Annotated in this window: 18 protein-coding genes, 1 pseudogene and 1 riboswitch; of the genes and pseudogenes, 10 read left to right on the top strand and 9 right to left on the bottom strand. The window is 69.6% G+C overall.

Annotated elements, in window-relative coordinates:
• Positions 1–136: 136 nt before the first annotated feature.
• The 6 genes and pseudogenes from EZH22_RS17810 to EZH22_RS17785 all read left to right on the top strand — a co-directional run bounded on the left by EZH22_RS17810 (position 137) and on the right by EZH22_RS17785 (position 5,151).
• Entirely contained in the window at positions 137–331 is a 195-nt protein-coding gene (locus tag EZH22_RS17810) for a DUF4169 family protein (RefSeq protein WP_333473739.1), read from the top strand.
• The gene (locus EZH22_RS17805) at positions 312–590 is read left to right on the top strand and encodes a ribbon-helix-helix domain-containing protein (protein WP_203191849.1); all 279 of its coding nucleotides are present in this window, start codon (positions 312–314) and stop codon (positions 588–590) included. The genes EZH22_RS17810 and EZH22_RS17805 overlap by 20 nt, the downstream gene beginning before the upstream one ends.
• A gap of 449 nt (positions 591–1,039) precedes the next feature.
• On the top strand, positions 1,040–2,197 hold the full coding sequence (hflK, locus tag EZH22_RS17800; RefSeq protein WP_203191848.1) for an FtsH protease activity modulator HflK: 1,158 nt from the start codon (positions 1,040–1,042) through the stop codon (positions 2,195–2,197).
• Entirely contained in the window at positions 2,194–3,117 is a 924-nt protein-coding gene (gene hflC / locus EZH22_RS17795) for a protease modulator HflC (protein ID WP_203191847.1), read from the top strand. The genes hflK and hflC overlap by 4 nt, the downstream gene beginning before the upstream one ends.
• Before the next feature lie 19 nt (positions 3,118–3,136).
• Positions 3,137–3,325 (top strand): DUF2065 domain-containing protein, encoded by a 189-nt coding sequence (locus tag EZH22_RS17790; RefSeq protein ID WP_203191846.1) that lies wholly within the window; start codon positions 3,137–3,139, stop codon positions 3,323–3,325.
• 279 nt (positions 3,326–3,604) lie between these two features.
• A pseudogene (locus EZH22_RS17785) lies at positions 3,605–5,151 on the top strand (DegQ family serine endoprotease).
• A 76-nt stretch (positions 5,152–5,227) separates the two neighbouring features.
• On the opposite strand, the gene EZH22_RS17780 reads toward EZH22_RS17785, so the two are convergent.
• A complete protein-coding gene (locus EZH22_RS17780; RefSeq protein WP_203191845.1) occupies positions 5,228–6,220 on the bottom strand; it encodes a DUF3829 domain-containing protein in 993 nt (330 codons plus the stop codon).
• A 201-nt stretch (positions 6,221–6,421) separates the two neighbouring features.
• The gene (serB, locus tag EZH22_RS17775; RefSeq protein ID WP_203191844.1) at positions 6,422–7,321 is read right to left on the bottom strand and encodes a phosphoserine phosphatase SerB; all 900 of its coding nucleotides are present in this window, start codon (positions 7,319–7,321) and stop codon (positions 6,422–6,424) included.
• On the opposite strand from serB, the gene miaA reads away from it, so the two are divergent.
• A complete protein-coding gene (gene miaA, locus EZH22_RS17770) occupies positions 7,320–8,258 on the top strand; it encodes a tRNA (adenosine(37)-N6)-dimethylallyltransferase MiaA (RefSeq protein WP_203191843.1) in 939 nt (312 codons plus the stop codon). The genes serB and miaA overlap by 2 nt on opposite strands.
• A 3-nt stretch (positions 8,259–8,261) precedes the next feature.
• Here the strand turns inward: miaA and EZH22_RS17765 are convergent, their stop codons facing one another.
• The 4 genes from EZH22_RS17765 to EZH22_RS17750 all read right to left on the bottom strand — a co-directional run bounded on the left by EZH22_RS17765 (position 8,262) and on the right by EZH22_RS17750 (position 12,032).
• Positions 8,262–9,005, bottom strand: a complete 744-nt coding sequence (locus tag EZH22_RS17765) for a hypothetical protein (protein WP_203191842.1) — start codon at positions 9,003–9,005, stop codon at positions 8,262–8,264.
• A 63-nt stretch (positions 9,006–9,068) separates the two neighbouring features.
• A complete protein-coding gene (locus tag EZH22_RS17760) occupies positions 9,069–9,959 on the bottom strand; it encodes a protein-methionine-sulfoxide reductase heme-binding subunit MsrQ (protein WP_231711027.1) in 891 nt (296 codons plus the stop codon).
• A gap of 117 nt (positions 9,960–10,076) precedes the next feature.
• Positions 10,077–11,144: a DUF533 domain-containing protein gene (locus EZH22_RS17755; protein WP_203191841.1), complete on the bottom strand. Its 1,068-nt coding sequence runs from the start codon at positions 11,142–11,144 to the stop codon at positions 10,077–10,079.
• A gap of 93 nt (positions 11,145–11,237) precedes the next feature.
• A complete protein-coding gene (locus EZH22_RS17750; protein ID WP_203191840.1) occupies positions 11,238–12,032 on the bottom strand; it encodes a thymidylate synthase in 795 nt (264 codons plus the stop codon).
• A 384-nt stretch (positions 12,033–12,416) separates the two neighbouring features.
• Between EZH22_RS17750 and EZH22_RS17745 the strand changes: the two genes are divergently transcribed.
• On the top strand, positions 12,417–12,665 hold the full coding sequence (locus EZH22_RS17745) for a hypothetical protein (protein WP_203191839.1): 249 nt from the start codon (positions 12,417–12,419) through the stop codon (positions 12,663–12,665).
• 95 nt (positions 12,666–12,760) lie between these two features.
• Positions 12,761–12,909: riboswitch (TPP riboswitch) on the top strand.
• An 82-nt stretch (positions 12,910–12,991) separates the two neighbouring features.
• On the top strand, positions 12,992–14,866 hold the full coding sequence (gene thiC / locus EZH22_RS17740) for a phosphomethylpyrimidine synthase ThiC (RefSeq protein WP_203191838.1): 1,875 nt from the start codon (positions 12,992–12,994) through the stop codon (positions 14,864–14,866).
• Between the two features lie 282 nt (positions 14,867–15,148).
• Here the strand turns inward: thiC and EZH22_RS17735 are convergent, their stop codons facing one another.
• From EZH22_RS17735 to EZH22_RS17725, 3 genes are all read right to left on the bottom strand, one after another.
• A complete protein-coding gene (locus tag EZH22_RS17735; protein WP_203191837.1) occupies positions 15,149–15,655 on the bottom strand; it encodes an acetone carboxylase subunit gamma in 507 nt (168 codons plus the stop codon).
• A gap of 245 nt (positions 15,656–15,900) precedes the next feature.
• Positions 15,901–18,231 (bottom strand): hydantoinase B/oxoprolinase family protein, encoded by a 2,331-nt coding sequence (locus EZH22_RS17730; protein ID WP_203191836.1) that lies wholly within the window; start codon positions 18,229–18,231, stop codon positions 15,901–15,903.
• A gap of 224 nt (positions 18,232–18,455) precedes the next feature.
• Positions 18,456–20,609, bottom strand: a complete 2,154-nt coding sequence (locus EZH22_RS17725) for a hydantoinase/oxoprolinase family protein (RefSeq protein ID WP_203191835.1) — start codon at positions 20,607–20,609, stop codon at positions 18,456–18,458.
• A gap of 429 nt (positions 20,610–21,038) precedes the next feature.
• Here EZH22_RS17725 and EZH22_RS17720 point away from each other — a divergent pair, with 429 nt between their 5' ends.
• The gene (locus EZH22_RS17720; protein WP_203191834.1) at positions 21,039–22,952 is read left to right on the top strand and encodes a sigma-54-dependent Fis family transcriptional regulator; all 1,914 of its coding nucleotides are present in this window, start codon (positions 21,039–21,041) and stop codon (positions 22,950–22,952) included.
• Positions 22,953–22,957: the final 5 nt, after the last annotated feature.

Genomic DNA, 22,957 nt, shown 5'->3' with positions numbered 1-22,957 from the left:
ATATCTTCTGGAGGCTTTAAGAGGTAAAATCCTCATTAGGCAAAGTTGGCCTGACGCGTTGCGTCGGCCGAGAAGAAGTCACGAAGCTGTCGGGGGCGGAGGTAACTGGCGGCAAGTGAGGCAAGCGTTGGGCGACGTGGTCAATCTTCATCGGGCGCGCAAAGCGCAAGCCCGCCGGGCGGCAGAGGTGAAGGCCGAGGAAAACCGAGTCCGATTCGGACGGACCAAGGCCGAGCGCGAGCGGCAGGCGGACGAGCTCGAAAGGCAGAAACGCCACCTGGAAGGCCACGCCCTGACCGAGAGGGATGAACATGAAAAGCCCCGTGGTTAAGAGATCCATTGTCATCGCCGGCCACAAGACGAGCGTAAGCCTCGAAGACGCCTTCTGGGAGGCGTTGAAGGAGATCGCCAGCGGCCGCCGGCTCACTCTTTCCGACCTCGTGGCGACCATCGACTCCGCCCGCACGCAGGGGAACCTGTCGTCGGCAATCCGCTTGTTCGTGCTCGATCACTATCGCGGCGCCGCCTCGGCGGCCCGCGCCCAGAGCACGGGCGAGCGCATGAGTGTGGCCAGCCCTACCGTTGCGTAAATCGCAGCTCGACCCTATCTGCGGATGAGGTTTGCCGCGCGCCGCGTTGAAAGGCGGCGCGCGGTTTCCTATAACCGCCCAGCCCGGCGGGGGCGGCCTGCTGCGCTGGATCCACATCCAGCTCCCGGCAGGCATTCCCGGACGGGTCCGCAAGAGTGCGCGCCGGTCGGCTCCGTTCGCGGGCAGACCGGATCCCCGCGCCCTCCATCCTCGAATGGTGCGGCGGACGCTTTTCGCTGGGGCGCGGTGCGCTTCCATGGAAAAGTCTCATCCGCCGGCCTCGATGCGCTGGAGAGCGCGAGCCGGTCGCAGGGGGACGCCGGCGTCCCCTGGCGACGCGGATCGCGCGCCGCTCGGACCGGCACCCTCGCGGCGTTTCCGCGCGGGTTCGGCGAGGGTTCGCAGTGACGCGGGTGCCGATGTCCGGCACCGCCGACGGGAGACGACGGATGTCGTGGAAGAATCAGAGTGGCGGCCCGTGGGGTAGCGGACCGCGGAGCCCCTGGGGTTCGGGGCCGTCTTCGTCGGGGCCGACACCGCCGGATATCGAGGACCTGATCCGCCGCAGCCAGGACCAGCTGCGCAACCTCATGCCCGGCTCGTTCGGGGCCAAGGGCATCGCGGTCATCATCGCGCTGGTGGTCTTCGGCTGGCTCATGTCCGGCTGGTACCGGGTGCAGCCCAACGAGCAGGGGGTCGTGCTCCAGTTCGGCCGCTTCGTCGGCACCACCACCCCCGGCCTCAACTATCACTGGCCCTACCCGATCCAGTCGGTGCTGCTGCCCCGGGTCACCGAGATCAACACCATCAACATCGGCATGCGGGTGGGCGAGGACACGCGGCGCGGCACCTCGGTGATGCGCGACGTGCCCGAGGAGAGCCTCATGCTCACCGGCGACGAGAACATCGTCGACGTGGACTTCGCCGTCTTCTGGCGCATCTCGAACGCCGAGAACTACCTGTTCAACGTGCAGAACCCCGAGGGCACCATCAAGGCGGTGGCGGAGAGCGCCATGCGCGAGGTGATCGGGCGCACCAACATCCAGCCCATCCTCACCGGCGCCCGGCAGGGCATCGAGACCGGCGTGCAGGACCTGATGCAGTCGGTGCTGAACGGCTACAAGGCCGGCGTGGAGATCACCCAGGTGCAGATGCAGAAGGTGGATCCGCCGAGCCAGGTCATCGACGCCTTCCGCGACGTGCAGGCCGCCCGCGCCGACGCCGAGCGCTCCCAGAACGAGGCCCAGACCTACGCCAACCGGGTGCTGCCCGAGGCGCGCGGCGAGGCCTCCCGCATCGACAACGCCGCCCAGGCCTATCGCGAGCGCACCGTGGTGGAAGCCCGCGGCCAGGCGGCGCGCTTCCTGAAGATCTATGACGAATACCAGAAGGCCAAGGTGGTGACGCGCGAGCGCATGTATCTGGAAACCATGGAACGCGTGCTCGGCGGCCTCGACAAGGTGCTGGTGGACCAGTCCGCCACCCGCGCCGGCGCCGGCGCTGGCGCAAGCGCCGGCCAGGGTGTGGTGCCGGTCCTGCCCCTTTCCGACATGTTGCGACGCACGCCGGCTCCGGCGGCCCAGACCCAGCAGGGAGCTCCGCGATGAGAAACCCCATTCTCGGCGGTGTCCTCGCCGTCCTCGCCGTCGTCGCCCTTCTGCTGGTCTATTCGTCCGCCTTCGTGGTGTACCAGACCCAGCAGGCCCTGGTGCTGCGCCTCGGCGATCCGCTCGCCCCGGTCACCACGCCCGGACTGCACTGGAAGCTGCCGTTCATCGACAGCGTGGTCTATCTCGACAATCGCATCCTCGACCTGGAGAACGCCTCGCAGGAGGTGATCGCCTCCGACCAGAAGCGCCTGGTGGTGGACGCCTTCGCCCGCTACCGGATCTCCAATCCGCTGCGCTTCTACCAGTCGGTCGGCACGGTGCAGAACGCCAACAACCGCCTGTCCACGGTGCTGAACTCGTCGCTCCGCCGGGTGCTGGGCGAGAATTCCTTCACCAGCGTGGTGCGCGACGCCCGCGAGAACCTGATGCGCCAGATCGGCGAGCAGGTGAACCGCGAGGCCGCCAACTTCGGCATCACCGTGGTGGATGTGCGCATCCGCCGCGCCGACTTGCCGGAGGCCAACAGCCAGGCGGTGTTCCAGCGCATGCAGACGGAGCGCCAGCGCGAGGCGGCCGAGATTCGCGCCCAGGGCAACGAGGCCGCCCAGCGGCTCAGGGCCCGGGCCGAGCGCGAGGCCACCATCGTGGTGGCGGAAGCCAACTCCAAGGGCGAGCAGCTGCGCGGCGAGGGCGATGCGGAACGCAACCGCATCTTCGCCGATGCATTCGGGCGGGATCCGGACTTCTTCACCTTCTACCGGTCCATGCAGGCCTATGAAGCGAGCATGAAGCCCGGCGACACCCGCATGGTGGTGAGCCCGGATTCGAGCTTCTTCCGCTACTTCCGCGATCCCCTCGGCGGGACCCCTCCCGCTGCCCCGGCCGGCGCAGCTGCCGCGCCGGCGGCGGCGAACTGAGAAGCGGGCCGAGCGCGGCATGAAAGACCTTTTTGCCGCGCTCGGCCTGATGCTTGCCATCGAGGGCCTGTGCCTCGCCGCCTTTCCCGGCGCCTGGCGCCGGGCCATGCGGGCGGTGCTCCACGCCCCCGAGACCCCCATGCGGCTCGCCGGCCTCGCGGTCGGCGCGCTGGGCGTGCTGTTGGTCTTCTTCGTCCGGGCCTTCTGAGGCGGACGGCGCGGCCGGACGGGCCGCCCCCTCGAAACCGGATCGCTTCGCCGTTCCGCCCGCTGCTTCGCCGTTCCGCCCGCTCAAGGCGCGCCGCTGTCGGCCTCGCCGCGCCTTGCCTCACTGAACTTTGATGTCGGCGCGGGCGGCGTTCTGCCCCGTCCGGCGGGGCCCGGGACGGGCACCGCCCGGCGTGCGGCCGATTTGCCCTTGCGCCAGCCGGGCCGCCGTCGCAGCCTCGGCACGAGATCCGCAGTACCCGCCGTATCGAGGAGAGCCATGCCCGTCCCCCGCCTTCCGACCGGCCCCCTGCCCCGCCGGGCTCACCCGGACGAGCCGTTCTTCGGCCGGGCGCTGCGCCTGTCGGCGCTGGCCCTCGCCGCGGCCGTGACCCTCGCCGCCCTGGGCCTCGCCGCCCCGGCCCCCCTCGCCGCAGCGCCCGGCAAAGGCCCGGACACGGTGGCGGACGCGGCCGAGCGGGTGATGGACGCGGTGGTGAACATCTCCACCTCGCAGAACGTCGCCCCCTCCCGCAGCGTCCCCGCCCCCTGCCTCCGGGTTCGCCGGGCGAGGACCTGTTCGAGGACTTCTTCAAGAACAACCGGCCCGAGGGCGATCAGGACCGCGGCGAGGCGGAACGGCGGGCGCGGCGCGTCTCCTCCCTCGGCTCCGGCTTCGTGATCGACCCCTCGGGCCTCATCGTCACCAACAACCACGTGATCGCCGACGCCGACGAGATCTTCGCCAACTTCAACGACGGCTCCAAGCTGAAGGCCGAGCTGATCGGGCGCGACACCAAGACCGATCTCGCCCTGCTGCGGGTGAAGCCGGACAAGCCCCTCACCGCCGTGAAGTTCGGTGATTCCGACAAGCTTCGGGTCGGCGACTGGGTGATGGCCATCGGCAACCCGTTCGGCCTCGGCGGCACGCTCACGGTGGGGGTGGTGTCCGCCCGCAACCGCGACATCAATTCCGGCCCCTACGACAACTTCATCCAGACCGACGCCGCCATCAACCGCGGCAATTCGGGTGGCCCGCTGTTCAACATGGATGGCGACGTGATCGGCATCAATACCGCCATCATCTCCCCGTCCGGCGGCTCCATCGGCATCGGCTTCGCCGTTCCCGCCGCCACCGCCCAGCCGGTCATCGCCCAGCTGGAGAAGTTCGGCGAGGTGCGGCGCGGCTGGATCGGGGTGAGCATCCAGCCGGTCACCGAGGACATCGCCGAGGCCCTGGGCCTGGGCAAGCCGCGCGGCGCGCTGGTGGGCGTGGTCAAGGAGGAGGGCCCGGCGGCCAAGGGCGGCATCAAGGGCGGCGACGTCATCCTGCGTTTCAACGGCCGCGACATCAAGGAAGTGCGCGACCTGCTGCGCTCCGTCGCCGACAGCATGGCCGATTCCGAAGTGGACGTGGTGGTGATCCGCAAGGGCAAGGAGGAGACGCTGCGCATCAAGGTCGCCCGCATGCCGGACGACGACAAGCCGGAAGGCGCCAAGTCGGCGCCGGAAGCTCAGAAGGCGGCGCCGAAGAAGGCCCTGGGCATCGAGATGGCGGCGATCAGCGACGAGCTGCGCAAGCGCTTCCGCATCAAGAGCGAGGTGACCGGCGTGGTCATCACCGACGTGGACCGCTCATCCCCCGCCGCCGACCGGGGGCTGAAGGCCGGGCTGGTGATCCTGCTGGTCAACCAGGAGACCGTGGTGACGCCGGCCGACGTGGAGAAGCAGATCGACGCCCTGCGCAAGCTCGGCAAGCGCTCCGCCCTCTTCCTCGTCTCCGACGGCGACGGCAACCAGACCAACGTGGCCGTGCCCCTCAACTGACCGGGCGCCGGGGGAGACGGTCCGGACGGTCGCAGCGCGACCGCCCGGCTCCCTGCGAGGGCGCCGCGGGCCGGCTTCAGCGCAGCCTTACCATGCCGGCGAAGTTGATCATCATGTTGTAGCTGCTCACCGCCCCGTTCACGTCCATGTGGTAGAAGGACGGGTCAGGCCGCTTGCGGCCCTCGAACTTCTCCTGGATGTCGCGCAGCTTGCCCAGCAGGTCGCGCGGCTGGGACGAGAAGGCGCTCGCGGTCGGCGGGTTGGCCAGGATGTAGGTGTCGAACTCCTTCACCACCGCCGCATAGTTGGCCACCGCCACGTCGAACGCGTTGAGGTCCCCGGGATCGCGCGCGCTGCGTGGCATCAGGTCCACCGCCTTGCGCGCGCTCATCATGATGCGCCGCACATGCCATCCGTCGGACTTGCCCTCGATCCGCTCGATGCGGGCGAGGTCCTGGGCGTCGATCCCGTCTTTCACCTGGTCGGTCAGGCGATCCAGGTCCCGGCGGGCGATGATGAAGGCCTTCGCCGCCGGCTCCAGCCGGGCGTGCAGGGCCTTGCCGCCGGCCATCTGGTCGGACTTGTAGTCCTTGCGATCGTAATAGGCCTCGGCCTCGTTCAGGATCGGAACGAGCGCCTCGAAGCTGGCCGAGAGCGCCAGCGCTGCCGCGTCGAGGGCCGGGATCGGCGGCGGGCCGGCGGCGGCGGCGCGGGCCGCGTCGATGGCGGTCTTCGCCTGCGACGGCGACACCGAATAGAGCCCGTAGATGATGCGCTCCTTGCCGGTCGGCCCGGTCTTCAGGCTGACCCAGCTCAGGTAGCGGTTCCAGGATTCCTCCGCCCGCAGGGTGGCGTTGAGCAGCTTCACATAGGCGTTGAGCTTGGCCATCCACACCTTGAGCTCCGCGTCCGGCAGCTCGGGGATGGTGAGGGCGGGCGCGGCCGCGGGTGCCGGCTGGGCCGCCGCCGGGTTCCGCGCATCGGCCGTCCTTGCCGCGGCCGTTCCGCCGGCGAGGAGCAGCGCCAACGCCCCGACAAGCCCGGATCGCCCCCAATTCCCGAACGTCATTCCCGCCTCCCCTGGGAGCACGCGCCGACCAGCGTGCATCGCAAGCCGGCCGGATGACGCGTTCTCTTTCTTAAAGTTGGAGGCGGATGCATCGATCGGGATCCGCCTCCAAGGTGACCGCGCGGACCATGACGCGGCCCGCGTGAACCCGGCATGAATGGCGGAAAGGGAATGGAACCCGGGCGTCCGGCGGAGGGCGCGTCAGAGCGTGTGGAACTCGGCCTGCGTGTAGCCCTGCATGAAGAGCAGCGCCGTGAGGTCGCCATGGTCGATGCGGGCATGGGCCGCCGCGGCCACCGCCGGCTTGGCGCGGAAGGCGATGCCCAGCCCCGCTTCCGCCAGCATGGCGAGGTCGTTGGCCCCGTCGCCCACCGCCATGGTCTCGGACGGGGCGAGATGCATGGTGTCGCGCAGCTCCACCAGGGCCGCGAGCTTGGCGTCGCGGCCGAGGATGGGCTCCTGAACCGCGCCCACGAAGCGGTCCTCGTCGATCAGCAGCGTGTTGGCGCGGTGCTCGTCGAAGCCGAGGCGCGCCGCGATGGCGCCGGTGAACAGGGTGAAGCCGCCGGACACCAGGGCGGTATAGGCGCCGTTCGCCTTCATGGTGCCCACCAGCTCCGGCCCGCCGGGGGTGAGCGTGATGCGATCGCGCAGCACGTCGGCCACCACGCCGGCCGGCAGGCCGCGCAGCAGGGCGACCCGCTCGCGCAGCGCCGGCTCGAAGGCGATCTCGCCGCGCATGGCGCGTTCCGTGATGGCCGACACATGCGCCTTAACGCCCACCAGGTCGGCGAGCTCGTCGATGCATTCCTGGCCGATCATGGTGGAATCCATGTCGGCGAGGAACAGGCGCTTGCGCCGGGCCGCCTCGAATTGCACCACCACGTCGATGGGGGCATCGCCGAGGGCGGCGCGCACCGCATCGGCCAGCGCCCGGGCATCGGCGCCCAGATCCGGCGCGAAATGGATGTCCACGGCCACGTCCGGGGCGAGAACCACCGCATCCTGCGCCTGCGGGAGCACGGCGCGGGCATCGTGGATTGCCTCGCGGGTCAAAGCCGGGGCAGATGGGTTCGAGATCAGCGTCGCGACATAGGCCATGGAAAACTCGGAACTCGAAAAGAGAAGGGGGCCACCGGCGGTGCTCATCGCAGGTCCCACCGCCAGCGGCAAGTCGGCCCTCGCGCTCGCCCTTGCGGAGCGGGCGGGAGGCGTCGTGCTCAATGCAGATTCCATGCAAGTGTACGGCGACCTGCGGGTGCTCACGGCGCGGCCGACCGTCGCGGAGACCGCGCGGGTGCCCCACGCTTTGTACGGCCACGTGGACGCCGACACTGATTATTCGGTGGGCCGCTGGCTCGCCGACGCCACCGCCGCCCTCGCCGAGGCCCGCGCCCGCGGGCTGCTGCCCATCGTCGTGGGCGGGACCGGGCTCTATTTCCGCGCGCTCACCCAAGGGCTTGCCGACATCCCGCCGGTGCCGGACGAGGTGCGCGCGGCGGTGCGGGGCGCGGCGGAGGCGCTCGACAGCCCGGCGCTGCACGCCCGCCTCGCCGCCGCCGATGGCGAGACCGCCGCCCGCCTCAAGGTGAATGATCGCCAGCGGGTGCTGCGGGCGCTGGAGGTGATCACCGCCACCGGCCGCTCCCTGTCGGACTGGCAGCGCGGCGCCCAGCGACCGGTGCTGGATGCGGCGGATTGCGTGCGGCTGGTGCTTGCGGTGGACCGCGACCTGCTCCGCGCGCGCATCGATGCCCGTTTCGAGGGCATGATCGCCGCCGGAGCGCTGGACGAGGTGCGGGCGCTGGCCGCCCGGCAGCTCGCCCCCTCCCGTACGGTCCTGAAGGCGCACGGCGCGCCCGCCCTCGTCCGCCACCTGGCCGGGGAGATCACGCTCGACGCCGCCATCGCCGAGGGGCAGGCGGATACCCGCCGCTACGCCAAGCGGCAGGACACCTTCTTCCGCCACCAGATGGCGGGCTGGGACCGCGCCACCCCCGAAGAGGCGCTGGCGCGGCTTCTCGCACGGCTCGACTGACCCTCAGGCCGCCACGGCAGCCGGGGCGATGGCCGGCGCGCGCGACGCTCCCGCGAGGCGGATCCAGGTGGCGGCCACCGCCAGCAGCGCGAAGCCGAGGGGGCCGTGCGGGCTGGCGTGGCTCACCTGGATCTCCCAGCCGAACCCCACCAGCAGCACCAGCGCCGGCCACGGCGCCCGCCGGACCAGCAGCAGGGCGACGGCGGCGCACAGGGCCGAGGCGAACACCGCCCACGAGCCGAGCAGGCTCGCCACCGAGCCGACCCCGCCAATCCACGGATCCACCCAGTTGGTGTCGAGCAGCAGCGCGGCGCCCTCCATCTGTCGGGCATCGAGCTTCCCGGCGGCGTTGAGGGCCTCCATGTTGAGCATGGTCCGGCCGAGGCCGACGCCACCGATGGAATCGAGCGCCGTATAGCCGATGAGGAAGAAGAAGGTGGCGATCCGCGACAGCCAGGCGAACACCGCCGCCGCGCCGGTCTCGATCCCGTCCATGGCGAGCCACAGCCCCACCGACACCAGCCCGAGCAGCGGCAGCTGGATGACGTGGAGGGTGAACCACCAATGCGGGCCGAAATAGGCGAGCGCCCAGTGCTGCGGCGCGAACGGCTGGGCGGTGCACAGATAGGCATACATGCCCGGCGCGTTGGTGAAGCCGGCGGGGTGGAACAGCTCCATGCCCGCCAGAACGAGCGGCGCCGCCACGAGGCCGCCCCACCAGAGTATCGACGTCATCGCCTTGTGCACGGCCCCCTCCCCCTCACGCCCCGTGACGGAAGGATAGCGCCGATGCCCCCTCGCCGAAACGACTCAGACCGGCGAAGGGTCCGCCACCGCCCGGCCCGAGCGCGTCGGCCGGCGCGGCTTCGAGCGTGCCCGCACGGCGGCGGCCGCCGCCAGCGCCAGCCCGGCCGCCAGCACCCACCAGGCGGGACGCGGGCCGAGGTCGAACGACACATTGGCCTGCGCCACCAGCCACGGGTCCACGCGGGTGGCGAGGGCGTACCAAAGCACCTCGACCCCGGCGGTGAGCAGCGCCGTGGCCACGGCCAGCCCGGCAACACCCAGCGGCGTCACCTCGCCCGCCCAGCGGAAGGCGATGCGGTATGCGAACAACAGGAGGAAGAGGCCGGCCATCAGCACCGCCTCGCTCACGTCGAGCTTGGACTGCATGAAGAAATGCACCGTGCCCAGCACCGCGATGGCGTAGATGGCCGCGTGCAGCAGGTTCCAGCGCCGGGTGCCGAGGCGGCGGATGGCGGCGTCGAACGAGGTGGCGCCGAGCGCCACCAGCAGCACCAGCGCCACCGCGCCGATGACGAGGTAGATGCGCAGGACGATCTCGCTCAGCGCCCGCCCCGCCCCCTGGTCGATGAAGAACAGCGCGAGGTGCAGGCCCGCATAGCCGAGCGCGGCGAGGCCGAAGATGCGCCGGCCGAAATAGAGCTTGGGCATCACCAGCAGCCGGCGCAGCGGGGTCACGGCGAGGGTGAAAGCGAGGAAGCGGATGGCCCACAGCCCGGCGAAGTGGATGGCCTCCGTCCACGGCCGCGCCCCGAGCCCGCCGGCGAGGGCGAGCCAGGCCAGCCAGAGCGCCGGCGCGACGCTGGCGCACAGGAACAGCGTCTTCTCCGGGCTGAAGCGACCGGAACGCTCGAAGAACAGCAGCTTGAGCGCGGGCGGCATCGGCAGGGGCGGCATCGGGATCCTCGCGTGACCGGCGGAGGGAGCCCGACACGGCGCTCCCCCCTGCCCGTTTCGCCCGCGCCCGCGGCGACGTTACGGCGCGCGCCCTAACGTCTGCGTGAACGGCGGCCCTCAGGCCCCGAGATCGGCGTCCACCTGCGCCTTGAGGCCGGGGTCGATGCCCAGGGCCTGCGCGAGGCTCGCCAGATATTGCTGTTCCACCGCGCTGTCGGGCCGGATCGCCATGGCCGAGGCGGCATAGATCTGCAGCGCCGATTCGGGGCTGGTGGCCGCATCCACCACCTGTTGCGGGTCCACCGGCGTGGTGAGGAAGGCGATGAGCTCCTCCCGCTGGGGCGTCGCCGCGCCCATGCGGGCGAGACCGCCGCCGATGCGCTCCAGCTCCTCCCCGTCGAGGCTTCCGTCCGCCTGCGCCGCCGCCGCCATGGCCGAGAGCAGCACGCCGGAAAAGGCATCCGCCCCGCCCGGAGCCGCAGCGGGGGCAAAGCCCGCCGCGGCCGGCGTGCCGGAGGTGAAGGCCGCGCGGCCGGCCGACTGGCTCTGCCATTTGCGGAAGGCGTTCCAGGCCAGCATGCCGATGACGGCGAGGCCGCCATATTTCACCAGGTCGTTGCCGCCGCCAGACTGCGGCGCCGGAGCAGGCGCGGGCGGAGGGGCCGACGAGGGGGCGGGAAACGGCTCCGGTGCCGGAAAGGAACCGGGCGCAGGGGCGGAGCCGCCGCCGCCCAGGGCGTCGGAGGCGAAGTCGCCGAGATCGCCACTGGCCGCCCCGCCGGAGCGGGCACCGCCGCCACCGAGAATCTGGCCGAGAATGTCGCCGAGCCCGCCCGGCAGCCCGCCCCCGGGCATCCCTTGCGGCGCGCCGCCGCCCCGCGTCCCGCCGCCGCCCAGCACCTGTCCGAGGATGTCATCGAGCCCGCCGGGCAGGCCGCCGGAGCTCCCCGGCCCACGGCTGCCCGATCCGCCGCCCAGCACCTGCCCGAGAATATCGCCGAGCCCGCCGGGCAGGCCCGAGGCCCCGCTCTGGCCACCGCCGGCCGGAGCACCGCCGCCGAGAACCTGGCCCAGGATGTCGCCCAGCCCGCCGGGAGCGGACCCGCCGCCCGCGCCACCCCGCACGCTTCCGTTGCCGAGCGCAGCCCCGATGAGCTGGCCCAGAAGGCTCCCTGCGTCCGCCATGACACCCTCCCTGGAGAAAGACCGGTACTGAAAGGCCGTGACGAGGCGCAGGACGCACCTCGTGGCTCCGGCGCTCGCCGCAGCGCTATCGCTTCAAACGGCGACCGGCGCCCGGATGGCCGGGTGCGGATCATAGCCGAGGATCTCGATGTCCTCGTAGCGGAAGGCGAAGATGTCCGTCACCTGCGGATTGAGGGCGAGGCGCGGCAGCGGGCGAGGCGCGCGCGAGAGCTGCTCGCGCGCCTGGTCCAGATGGTTCAGATAGAGGTGGGCATCGCCCAGCGTGTGGACGAAGTCGCCCACCCTCAGCCCCGCCACCTGCGCCACCATGTGGGTGAGCAGCGCGTAGGAGGCGATGTTGAACGGCACCCCCAGGAACACGTCGGCGGAGCGCTGGTAGAGCTGGCACGACAGCCGGCCGTCCAGCACCGCGAACTGGAACAGGCAGTGGCAGGGCGGCAGCGCCATCTTTGGCACGTCCGCCGGATTCCACGCGGTGACGATGAGGCGCCGCGAATCGGGGTTGCGGCGGATGTCGGAAACCACCTGGGCGATCTGGTCGATGACGCCGCCCTCGGGGGTCGGCCAGGAGCGCCACTGGTGGCCGTAGACCGGGCCGAGATCGCCCCGCGCGTCGGCCCACTCGTCCCAGATGGAGACGCCGTTTTCCTTGAGGTACTGGATGTTGGTGTCGCCCGCGAGGAACCACAGCAGCTCATGCACGATGGATTTCAGGTGCAGCTTCTTGGTGGTGACGAGGGGAAAGCCCTGCTCCAGCGCGAAGCGCATCTGGTGGCCGAAGACGCAAAGCGTGCCGGTGCCGGTGCGGTCGTCCTTGCGGACGCCCTCGTCGAGGATGCGGCGAAGAAGCTGGTGGTAGGCTTCCATGGCGATGTGTCGGCCTCGAAGTGCGAGCGGCGAGTTGCGAGCGGCGAGCGGCGAGTTGCGTGTCCCGAAAAGCCTGCGGCGAAACCCGTGCGGGCAAATCCGTGCCGCGTCCCGGCAGCGTCCATCCGGGCGGGCATTCTACCCCCGCAGCGCCGGCCTTGCCACCATCGGCAAGCCTCGCGGCGATGCCGTCCACACCTGCGCCGGGGGAGCGGCCGGGGGGCCGCGCGCGGATCCGGCACCATGATGCTTCGACAGCGCCCCCGCCGTAAAAAGTGTGTGATTTCCGGAACGTATCCCGCTGCGGCAGGGAAAAGACCGCCATGAGTCCGCCGCAATGGACGCCTTTTGTTCCCTCACGCATCGCGATCAAGGGCAAGGATCATGACGTCTCTCGCCACCCTCACCGCCGCGCTCCTCCATGTCCGCGCCTATCTCGCGCGGGAAGCCCGCGACGAAGACATCCGCAACGAGGCCGCCTGGGAGGCCGGCTCCGCGCGCGAGGAGCACGCGGCCGCGGAGGCCCTCAACCGGCTCGACGAGGCGCTGCGCCAGCTCAAGCCAGACGCCAGCCTCCCAACGACCGAAGAAGAATCGGCCTACGCGGCCCACCGGCAGTTCATGGCCGCGTAACCCGCTGCGGCGCAACCACGCGGGAGCACCGTGCCGTACGCGTGATCGTGTTGCGATGCAGCGTTGACATTGGGCTTTGGTATACATCACACTCGGCCCGTTCCAAGGGGGGTCCCGGAAGGGGCTGAGATTTCGCAAGTCCGTCGACCACGAAGGTCAAAGACCTTCAGGCCCGCGGCGCCGCGTTGACCCTTCGAACCTGATCCGGGTCATACCGGCGAAGGGATCGGAACCTGTGCGCACCGGCGCGTTACGGCCGTTTTGCACCCGTCTCCTAGCTCTGTTCCCGGCTCTCGTTGAAAGCGCAAGCTGAACGGAGAACCGCCATGCTGGACGAAGCCTCGACGTCCTCTCTGAAGGTCACCACCGGGGCCCTGCCCCATTCGCGCAAGGTGTTCGTCTCCGCCACCCGGCCGGACGTGCGCGTCGCCATGCGCGAGATCGCCGTTTCCGATCCGGCCGAGCGGCCGGTGCGGGTCTACGACACCTCGGGCCCCTATACCGACACCAATGCCATCATCGACCTGACGCAAGGCCTGCCGCAGCTGCGCGCCCAGTGGATCCGCGAGCGTGGCGACGTGGAGGAGGTGGACGGGCGCGTCGTGCGTCCCGAGGACAACGGCCTCAAGGACGGCCAGTCCACCACTTTGCCCCAGTTCGACCTCACCGGCAGGAAGCCGCTGCGGGCCAAGGCGGGCAAGCGCCCGACGCAGATGGCCTATGCCCGCGCCGGCATCATCACGCCGGAGATGGAATATGTCGCCGCCCGCGAGAACCTCGCCAAGGCCAATGGCGGCGCCCATCCGCACCACCAGGCCATGGGCCTCGGCGCGGCCATCCCCGCCGACATCACCGCCGAATTCGTGCGGCAGGAAGTGGCGCGCGGTCGCGCCATCATCCCCAACAACATCAACCACCCCGAAACCGAACCGATGGCCATCGGCCGGAACTTCCTGGTGAAGATCAACGCCAATATCGGCAATTCCGCCGTCACCTCGGGCGTGGCGGAGGAAGTGGACAAGCTGGTGTGGGCCACCCGCTGGGGCGCCGACACGGTGATGGACCTGTCCACGGGCAAGAACATCCACACCATCCGCGAATGGATCATGCGCAATTCGCCGGTGCCCATCGGCACCGTGCCGATCTACCAGGCGCTGGAGAAGGTGAATGGCATCGCCGAGGAGCTCACCTGGGAGATCTTCCGCGACACGGTGATCGAGCAGGCCGAGCAGGGCGTGGACTACATCACGGTCCATGCCGGCGTGCGGCTGCCGTTCGTGCCGCTCACCGCCAACCGCGTCACCGGCATCGTCTCGCGCGGCGGCTCGATCATGGCCAAGTGGTGCCTTGCCCACCACAAGGAGAGCTTCCTCTACGAGAATTTCGAGGAGCTGTGCGAGATCCTCGCCCAGTATGACGTGGCCTTCTCGCTGGGCGACGGCCTGCGCCCCGGCTCCATCGCCGATGCCAACGACGCCGCGCAGTTTGCCGAGCTGGAGACGCTGGGCCAGCTCACCGAGATCGCCTGGAAGCACGATTGCCAGGTGATGATCGAGGGCCCCGGCCACGTGCCGCTGCATCTCATCCGCGAGAACGTGGAGAAGCAGCTGAAGGTGTGCCACGAGGCGCCCTTCTACACCCTCGGCCCGCTGGTGACCGACATCTCCCCCGGCTACGACCACATCTCCTCCGCCATCGGCGCGGCGATGATCGGCTGGTTCGGCACCGCCATGCTCTGCTACGTGACGCCGAAGGAGCATCTCGGCCTGCCCGACCGGGACGACGTGAAGACCGGCGTCATCTCCTACAAGATCGCGGCGCACGCGGCGGACCTCGCCAAGGGGCATCCGGCGGCGCGCATCCGCGACGATGCCCTGTCCCGGGCCCGCTTCTCCTTCCGCTGGCGCGACCAGTTCGCGCTCTCGCTCGACCCGGAGACCGCCGAGCGCTACCACGACGAGACGCTGCCCGCCGAGGGCGCCAAGGTGGCGCATTTCTGCTCCATGTGCGGGCCGAAGTTCTGCTCCATGAAGATCTCCCAGGAGCTGAAGCTGGAGGCCGGCGACATCGCCCGCGCCCAGGCCGACAACCTCGCCTCGGCCGGCATGGCCGAGATGGCGCAGAAGTTCCGCGCCGGCGGCGGGCTCATCTACACCCCCGCCCCCGACGTGGCCGAGCCACCGCCCGCTGCGGCCGAGTGAGGCCGGCAGGGCTGGAATGAAAAGGGCAGCCTTCGGGCCGCCCTTTTTGCTGGTGTGCCAGCCCGCTGCCCTGGAGCGGAGGCCGTGCGCCCCCTCACCCCCAACCCCTCTCCCGCAAGGGGAGAGGGGAGAGGCGCCCGCCTGGCAACGGTGACGGGGGACTATGGGAGGCGGTCCCGGAGCCATCCGATGCCCGAAGCACCGGCTGGCCCCCTCTCCCCTTGCGGGAGAGGGTCGGGGTGAGGGGTGGCAGAGCGTGAGAACCCTCCCTCCCCTGCCCCCCTACGCCGCCGCCCGCTCCGGCACCGGCAGGCCGAGCCATTCGGTGTAGAAGGCGTCGATGTCCGGCTCGAAGTCGTGGATCACCGGATACCAGGGGGTGGGCGCCTCCACGTCGTGGAGGGTGCCGCACTCGGGGCAGAAATACTCGCGGATCACCTGCCAGGCGGGCGTCGGCGCCATCAGGCGGGGATAGATCTCCTCCATCTTCTGCGGCGTGTCGCGCACGTGCACGCGGGCATGCAGCTTCCAGTTCTCCTTCCAGTCGCAGAAATCGTGGCCGCACTCGCAGCGCACGGTCCACTTCTTCGACACCTTCTGCTGGACGATGAAGAGCTTCGGGCCGAACGGCAGGATGATCTTGTCATCCCACGGCACGCGTTCCTGCAGGATCTCCACGTAGGTCACGAACCGCTCCGGGTCCTTCGGGGTGGAGAGCATCTGGTGCAGCGTATCGGGATCGATCTTGCCTTCCACGAGATCGACGATCTTGGACCGGGTATAGGCCATGGGTTTCCTCCTGATTGGGGTGTCTTCCTCCCCTCTCCCCCTGCGGGAGAGGGATTTTCCTTGTTCTCCCCTCTCCCCCTGCGGGAGAGGGATTTTCCTTGTTCTCCCCTCTCCCCTTGCGGGAGAGGGGTTGGGGGTGAGGGGTGAGGCTCCGGCGGGGAGCCGCGCGCCGGGACGAGGGGCGGTGGCCCCCTCACCCCAGCCCTCTCCCGCGAGGGGAGAGGGAGTCAGAGCGTGTAGAACCCTCACTCCTCCACGAACTGCACCGTGTGCACGTCCGGCAGCTCGGAGATGTCCATGGAGTAGCGCGAGCCGTAGGTGGGCACGCCGATCTCCTCCTCCGGCAGGCTCCAGCTCTCCGGCAGGTCCCAGAAGCTGCGGAACTGCTGCTCGAACTTCGGGCCGAGCTTGAAGGAGGCGGCGAACATCTGGCGCACCTGGGTGCCCGCATCCTTGGCGAGGATCTTCTCGCGCTCGCCCTTCATCCACTCGCGGGTGGGGACGGACTTGTTTATGCGATCCTTGCGGATCTGCGCGCGGGCCGCCTTCGTCGCCGCCTCGTCCACCACGTAGAGGCCATCGGCCCCCTTCGTCACCGCCACGCCGTAGACCTGCGCGGCGAAGCGCTCCAGCACGTAGCCGCCGTTGAGGTCGTCGGCCACGCTCTGCGGCTCGCGGTCCAGCGGATCGCCGAAGCCGGGGCCGCCGCGCATGTAGTTGAGGTAGAGGTCGTAGTCGGCGAACATCTCCTCGGTGGTGATGGCCTGCTTGTCGCGCTTGATCTGCGCCTTGGGCAGCATGGCGTCCCAGGTGGGGTTCTCCGGATCGGTGTCGCCGCCGAAGGGAATGTCCTTGCCTTCGGCGATGAGCGCCTTGAGGTCCGTCTTGTGCGCGGCGAAGCGATAGCCAGAGGCGGCCGGATAGCCGCCCATCAGCCCCCAGTCGGAGGAGATGTGGCCGTTGCCCATGAAGAACATGGTCCAGTCCTTGGCGTTCCAGACCATGCGCAGGCTCTCGAAGCCGCAGCCGCCGCGATACTTGCCGGAGCCGCCCGAGGACGCCTTGATCTGCCGGCCGAGATAGAGGAGCGGCTCGGCCAGCTCCCAGATCTCCATGTCGCCCATGTCGCCTTCCGGGTTCCAGATGGCGGCGGCGTGGGAGAGGCCGTCCTGCACCGCGGTCGCCCCGGTGCCATTGGCGGCGCACTCGAACGAATTCACGGCGTGGATCTCGTCATACTGGTTGAAGCCGCCGCCCTGCAGCCAGTTGGAGGTGTTGGCGTTGCCCGCATTCACCTCCTCCAGGTAGCCGCGGCCGAAATAGGAGCGCGACAGGCCGCGCCACAGGGCCGTCCAGGCCGAGACCAGGAAGTGCCAGGAATAGGAGAAGGCGACGCGGCGGTCGTCCGGGTTCATCCAGGTGCCCTTGGGCAGGCGGAACTCGGTGCCGTAGGCGGCGCCGTCGTTGATCATCTCCGAGGGGATGAGGGTCTGGGTCATCATCACCCAGATGCCCGAGGTGAAGCTCACCTGGTGGGCATTGTAGGTGTGCCAGCCCCAGCGGCTCGCCCCCTCGAAGTCGAGGCGCCAGGTGCCGTCCTTGCGGATGGTCATCTCGCAGGGGGCGTGCATGATGGTGTCGAGCTTGGCGAAGTCGGAGGGCACCCGCACGTCCTCATGGGCGTAGGGCACGTCCACGAAGCCCACCTGCCGGTAGGTGCCGGGGATGGTCATGGCCTTGATGCGGGCCTGGAGGCCGAGGCGGCCGTGCTCCACCGCCTCGTAGGCGAACTTCCAGTAGGCCTCGATGCCCTCCTCGGCGACCACCTCCTCCACCAATTTCCGGATCATGTGGCAGCCGGCGATGCGGGTGCGCTCGTCCAGCATCCAGTAGCGGGTGGTACGCACCATGCGCTGGCTCTCGTGCAGCCAGTCTCGGAACAGGGTGTCGTTGGCGCCCACCTTGCGGCAGGTGATGGAATAGCCGTCGCCGAAGCGCTGCACCTGCCCCGTGGCCATGGAGCCCGGCCCCACCGCGCCGGTGTCGATGACGTGGGTGACGCCGCCCACCCAGCCGATCAGCTCGCCTTCCCAGAAGATGGGGACGATGGTGTGGATGTCGCAGGGGTGGACGTTCCCGATCAGGGAATCATTGTTGCAGAAAATGTCCCTGTCGTGGACGCCGGGATTGGCCTCCCAATTGTTCTCGATCATGTATTTGATGGCCGCACCCATGGTCCCCACATGGATGATGATGCCAGTGGAGGTGAGAAGACTGTCACCCGCCGCATTGTAGAGGGTGAAGCACAATTCGCCCTCCTGCTCAACGATGGGCGAGGCGGCGATCTTCTTGGCGGTCTCGCGGGCGTCCACCACGCCGGCGCGCAGGCGGGAGAACAGCTTGTTGTAGAGGATGGGCTCCTTCTCGCGCAGCTCCAGCGTCTTCAGCCCGGCATAGTGGCCGGTGGCCTTGGTGGCCGCCATGAGCCGGTCGCGATGCTCTTTGAGCGTCTCGCCGCCACGGACGATGCCGCGGGTGGCGCCCTGAAGGGTCGATTGATTGACGTTGACGTTCATGGGGTCGTTTCCTCTTGAGATTGTTTGGGTTCCTCCCCTCTCCCCTTGCGGGAGAGGGGCCGGGGGTGAGGGGGCTGGTGCCGGATGTCCCCGGCTTCGGGGCAAAGGGAGAGACACCCCTCGCCCCAGCCCTCTCCCGCAAGGGGAGAGGGAGGCCGAAGGGGCAAAGGCCGACTTCGGGGGAGAGGGGGCTGACCGCTCGGACTTAAGCCGTCGCCCTGCCCTCACACCTCCTTCAGGTGGAACAGCCGGTGGCCGTCGAGCCAGGTCTCGAAGCCATCCGGCACCACGAAGGTGGTGGCGTCGGATTCGATGATGGCGGGGCCCATCACCCGGTTGCCGGGACGCAGCGATTCCATGTGGTAGAGCTGCGCATCCACCCACTTCTTCTTGCGATAGAACTTGCGGGTGCCGATCTTGGCCTCTTCGGGCGGGGTCTCGCCCTGTTCCGGCTCCTTCGGGATCTTCGGCTTGGGGATCGGCACCATGCCGCGCATGATGGCGCCGGTGACCGAATATCCGAGCTCCGGCGAGCGGGCGGAGGCGGCATAGACGCGGCCATAAGTGGCGTTGAAGGCGTCGGTGAGCTGGTCCCAGTCCGCCGCCGTATGCACCTCGGCCAGCGGGCTCTCGATCTCCAGGTCGTTGAGCTGGCCGCGATACTGCATGCGGTAGCCGGGCTGGAGCGTCACCTGCTCGGGGGCGTAGCCGTTGAGCTTGAACTCCTCCAGCACGTTGCGGGTCAGTTCCTCCCAGGCCGACTGGAGGGTGACGCAGGCCTTGGTCTTGTCGGCGTCGGGCATGTCGGTGGGCATGTTGATGTCGAGGGACTTGTCGTAGCGATACTCGAAGTCCGCCGCCGCGCAGCCGAAGGCGGAAAAGCCGGCGGCCCAGGCGGGCACGATCACATCCTCGAAGCCGAGGCCCTCCGTATAGCCATAGGTGTGCACGGGACCTGCGCCGCCATAGGAGAAGCACACGAAGCTTTGCGGCGAGTAGCCCTTGCCGGAGATCATGGCGCGCAGGTAGTCGCGCAGGTCGCTGTCGAGCAGCTCGATGACGCCGGCGGCGGCATCCTCCACCGACAGGCCGAGCTTGTCGGCGATCTGCACCTTGATGGCGTCCACCGAGCGCTGCCGGTCGAGCTTCACCGCGCCGCCGAGGAAGTTGTCGGGGTTGAGATAGCCCAGCACCATGTGGCAGTCGGAGACGGTCACCGTCTCGATGCCGCTCTCCTTCCAGCACACGCCCACCCGGTAGCCGGCACTGTCCGGGCCGAGCTTGATCGCCTTGGTGTAGGGATCGAGGCGGATGAAGGAGCCGGCCCCCGCCCCCACCGAATCCATGGCCACCAGCGGCAGCGACAGGACGAGGCGCGCCATGTCCGGGTCGTTCTTGATGGTCATCTCGCCCTGGGTGATGAGCGCCACGTCGAACGAGGTGCCGCCGATGTCCGAGCAGGCGATGTTCTTGTAGCCCAGCACCTCGCCGAGATACTTCGCGCCGATCACCCCGCCGATGGGGCCGGAGACGATGGTGCGGGCCAGCTCCTTCGCCTTCCAGGAGATGGTGCCGCCATGGGTCGCCATCACGCGGAAGTCGAACTTGGTGCCGCGCTCCTTGAAGGCGTCTGAGATCTTGTTCAGCGTCTGCCGCGACGGCTCGGCGGCGTAGCCTTCGAGAATGGTGGTGTTGGTGCGGTGGGTTTCCTTGCGCACGGGATAGTAATCGGCGGAGGCGAAGACCGGGATCTTCTTTCCGCTCTTCGCCACTTCCTCCAGCACGATGTCGCGCACGCGGCGCTCGTTGACCGGGTTCTTGTAGGAATGCAGCAGCGAGATGACGATGCCTTCCACGTCGGAGGCGATCAGCTCGCGGGCGGCCTGCCGGGCGCTGTCCTCGCGCAGGGGGATCACCTGCGTGCCCATCATGTCGGTGCGCTCGATGACGCCGCGGGTGAGCTGGCGCGGCACCAGCGGCGGGTCGTAGCGGTGGGTGTTGAGGTGGATGCGGTCCTCATAGGCATAGCCCAGATGGCTCTGGACGGCGCGGCCCATGCGGTGGAAATCCTCCATGCCGCGATTGACGATGAGGCCGCATTTGAGCCCCTTGCGCTGGACCACGCGATTGAGCATCGCGGTGCCCGAATAGACCCCCGTCTGCAGCTGGCCGAGGGCCTCGTGCAGCGACATGCCCCAGTTGGCGAGGCCGTCCTCGGACGAGGCGATGAGGCCGAGGGCCTCGTTCTGCGGCGTGGACTGGGCCTTGCCGACGACGAAGTCGCCGTCCTGGTCCACGAAAAAGGTGTCCGTCATGGTGCCGCCGGCATCGATGCCGAGCACCTGGACGTTGCGCAGGTTTCCCACGGGAACGTTCACGCGATGGTCCTCCCTGATTTGCCGGCCTGCTTTTTGATGCCGGCTCGCCATGACAGGGGCAGGATGCGTGCCAGAGCGGATCGACTGTACAAATTGCCCGATATCCATGATTTTTGTGCGATGCATCATGTAATCGTATTGTTTTTGACTGTCCGGTTTCCGGACACTTGTTGTCCGGACCTCGAACGAGCCTCGCGAACTACAGGGGCAGCGGCCCTCGCGGGCCTTGCCGCGGGCGCGTTCTGCGCTTAATTTGCCGTCAAGGCCGCCCGCGCCGGACACGAGCCGGCACAAGGAAGGCGGCCGTTGAGGGAGTGAACCACAGCGGGCGAGACCGGGGCCGGAAGGCCGCACGGGAGCGCGCGCTGGCCAACGGCCTGGACGGCGCCGCCGGGAACGCCGCGCCGCCCGGCCCGGAGGGCAGAGCTGGTGCCATATCGAGAGATCGCCCGGGCCTGGGAGGCGTTTCACCAGGACGGCGTCGCCTCACCCGACGTCCGCCCCGCGGTGCTGGCCTCCTGGCAGCGCTCACGCGGGCATGCCATCGCCGCCACCCTGTCCGCCGCCCCGCTGGTGAGCGAGGCGGAGCTGCATCGCCGCCGCCAGCACAACACCCGCCTCATCACCGCCGCCCGCCCGGCCATGGACGAGGCGCGCCATTTCCTCTCCGACGCGCGCTCCATGCTCATCCTCACCGACCCCGAGGGCACCATCCTGGAGACGGAAGGGGACGTGCGCGCGGTGGATACCGGGCAGGAGGTGAAGCTCCAGCGCGGCGGCCGGTGGTGCGAGGCCGAGATCGGCACCAACGCCATCGGCACGGCGCTGGCTTCCGGCCGGCCGGTGCAGATCCACGCCAGCGAGCATTTCTGCGCGCCGGTGCAGCGCTGGACCTGCGCCGCCGCCCCGGTGCGCCACCCCTCCGACGGGGCGGTCATCGGCGCGGTGGACATTTCCGGCTCCACCGACACCTTCAACCCGCAGAACCTCGCCCATGCGGTGGCGCTTGCCCACCAGATCGAGGCGGTGCTCGGCCGGCGCATGGAGATGGAGCACGAGCAGGTGCTGCGCCACTTCCTCTCCAAGCGCTCGCTCTGGCTCACCGAGGAGATCCTCGCCTTCGGCCGCTCCGGCGCGCTCATCTATTCCACCGACCGGGCGCTGAAGGAGGTGGCCCGGCGCGACGCGCGCTTCATCGCCGGCGGCCGCCTCGCCGCCCTGAAGGAGGTGGCCCCGGCGGCCTGGACCGAGCGCGTCGCCGCCCTGCTGCCCGGCGCCAGCGTGGAGATCGTGCGCGAGGACGGGGAGGAGATCGGCGGCGTGGTGGTGCTGCACGCCCCGCGCAAGCCCCGCCCGGTGCTGCGCGAGGGGCAGCGGGAGGGCGTGCGGGACGCCGAGCCGTTCCCGTTCGAGGCCATCGTCGGCGACAGCGCGGTGATGCGGGAGGTGAAGGAGAAGGCCCGGCGCATGGCCGAAAGCGGCCTGCCGATCCTGCTCGAAGGCGAGACCGGGGTGGGCAAGGAGGTGTTCGCCCGCGCCATCCACGCCGCCCGCGCGCCATGCGGGCCGTTCGTGCCGCTCAATTGCGGCGGCCTGCCGCGCGATCTCATCGCCAGCGAGCTGTTCGGTTACGAGAAGGGCGCCTTCACCGGCGCCGACGCCACCGGCAAGCAGGGCAAGGTGGAGGCGGCCGACGGCGGCCTGCTCTGCCTCGACGAGATCGGCGAGATGCCGCTGGAACTGCAATCCTATCTGCTGCGGGTGCTGGAGGACGGCGTGGTCTACCGCGTCGGCGGCCATACCGGGCGGCGGGTGGACCTGCGCCTCGTCTCCATGACCAACCGTGACCTGTCCGGCGAGGTGGCGGCCGGGCGCTTCCGCAAGGACCTGTTCTACCGCATCGCCGCCCTGCGCCTGCGTATTCCCCCGCTCAGGGAGCGCGGGGAGGACGTGCTGATGCTGATCGACCATTTCGGACGCGCCGCCGCCGCCCGCGCCGGCCTGCCCGCCCCGCGCTTCACCGAAGGCGCACGCGCCGCGCTCGCCGCCTATGCCTGGCCCGGCAACGTGCGCGAGCTGCGCAACGTGGTGGAGATGCTGCTCGCCATGGGGAGCACCTCGGGAGACGGCGGGATCGACGTGGCCGACCTGCCGCCGGAGATCTGCGCCGCGGCCGACACGCCGCAGGGCGGCACCGGCCTCAAGGCGGTGGAGGAAGCCGCCATCCGCGCCGCGGTGGACGCCTGCGGCGGCAACCTCTCCCGCGCCGCCCGGCGCCTGGGCATCGCCCGCTCGACCCTCTACATGCGGCTCGCCGCGCTGGAGGGGAAGGCGCGGGACTAACCCCC

This window comes from Xanthobacter dioxanivorans, assembly GCF_016807805.1.
Lineage (GTDB): Bacteria > Pseudomonadota > Alphaproteobacteria > Rhizobiales > Xanthobacteraceae > Xanthobacter > Xanthobacter dioxanivorans.
The sequence above is the reverse complement of the archived record's forward strand: the minus strand, read 5'-3'. Positions and strand labels throughout refer to the sequence as shown.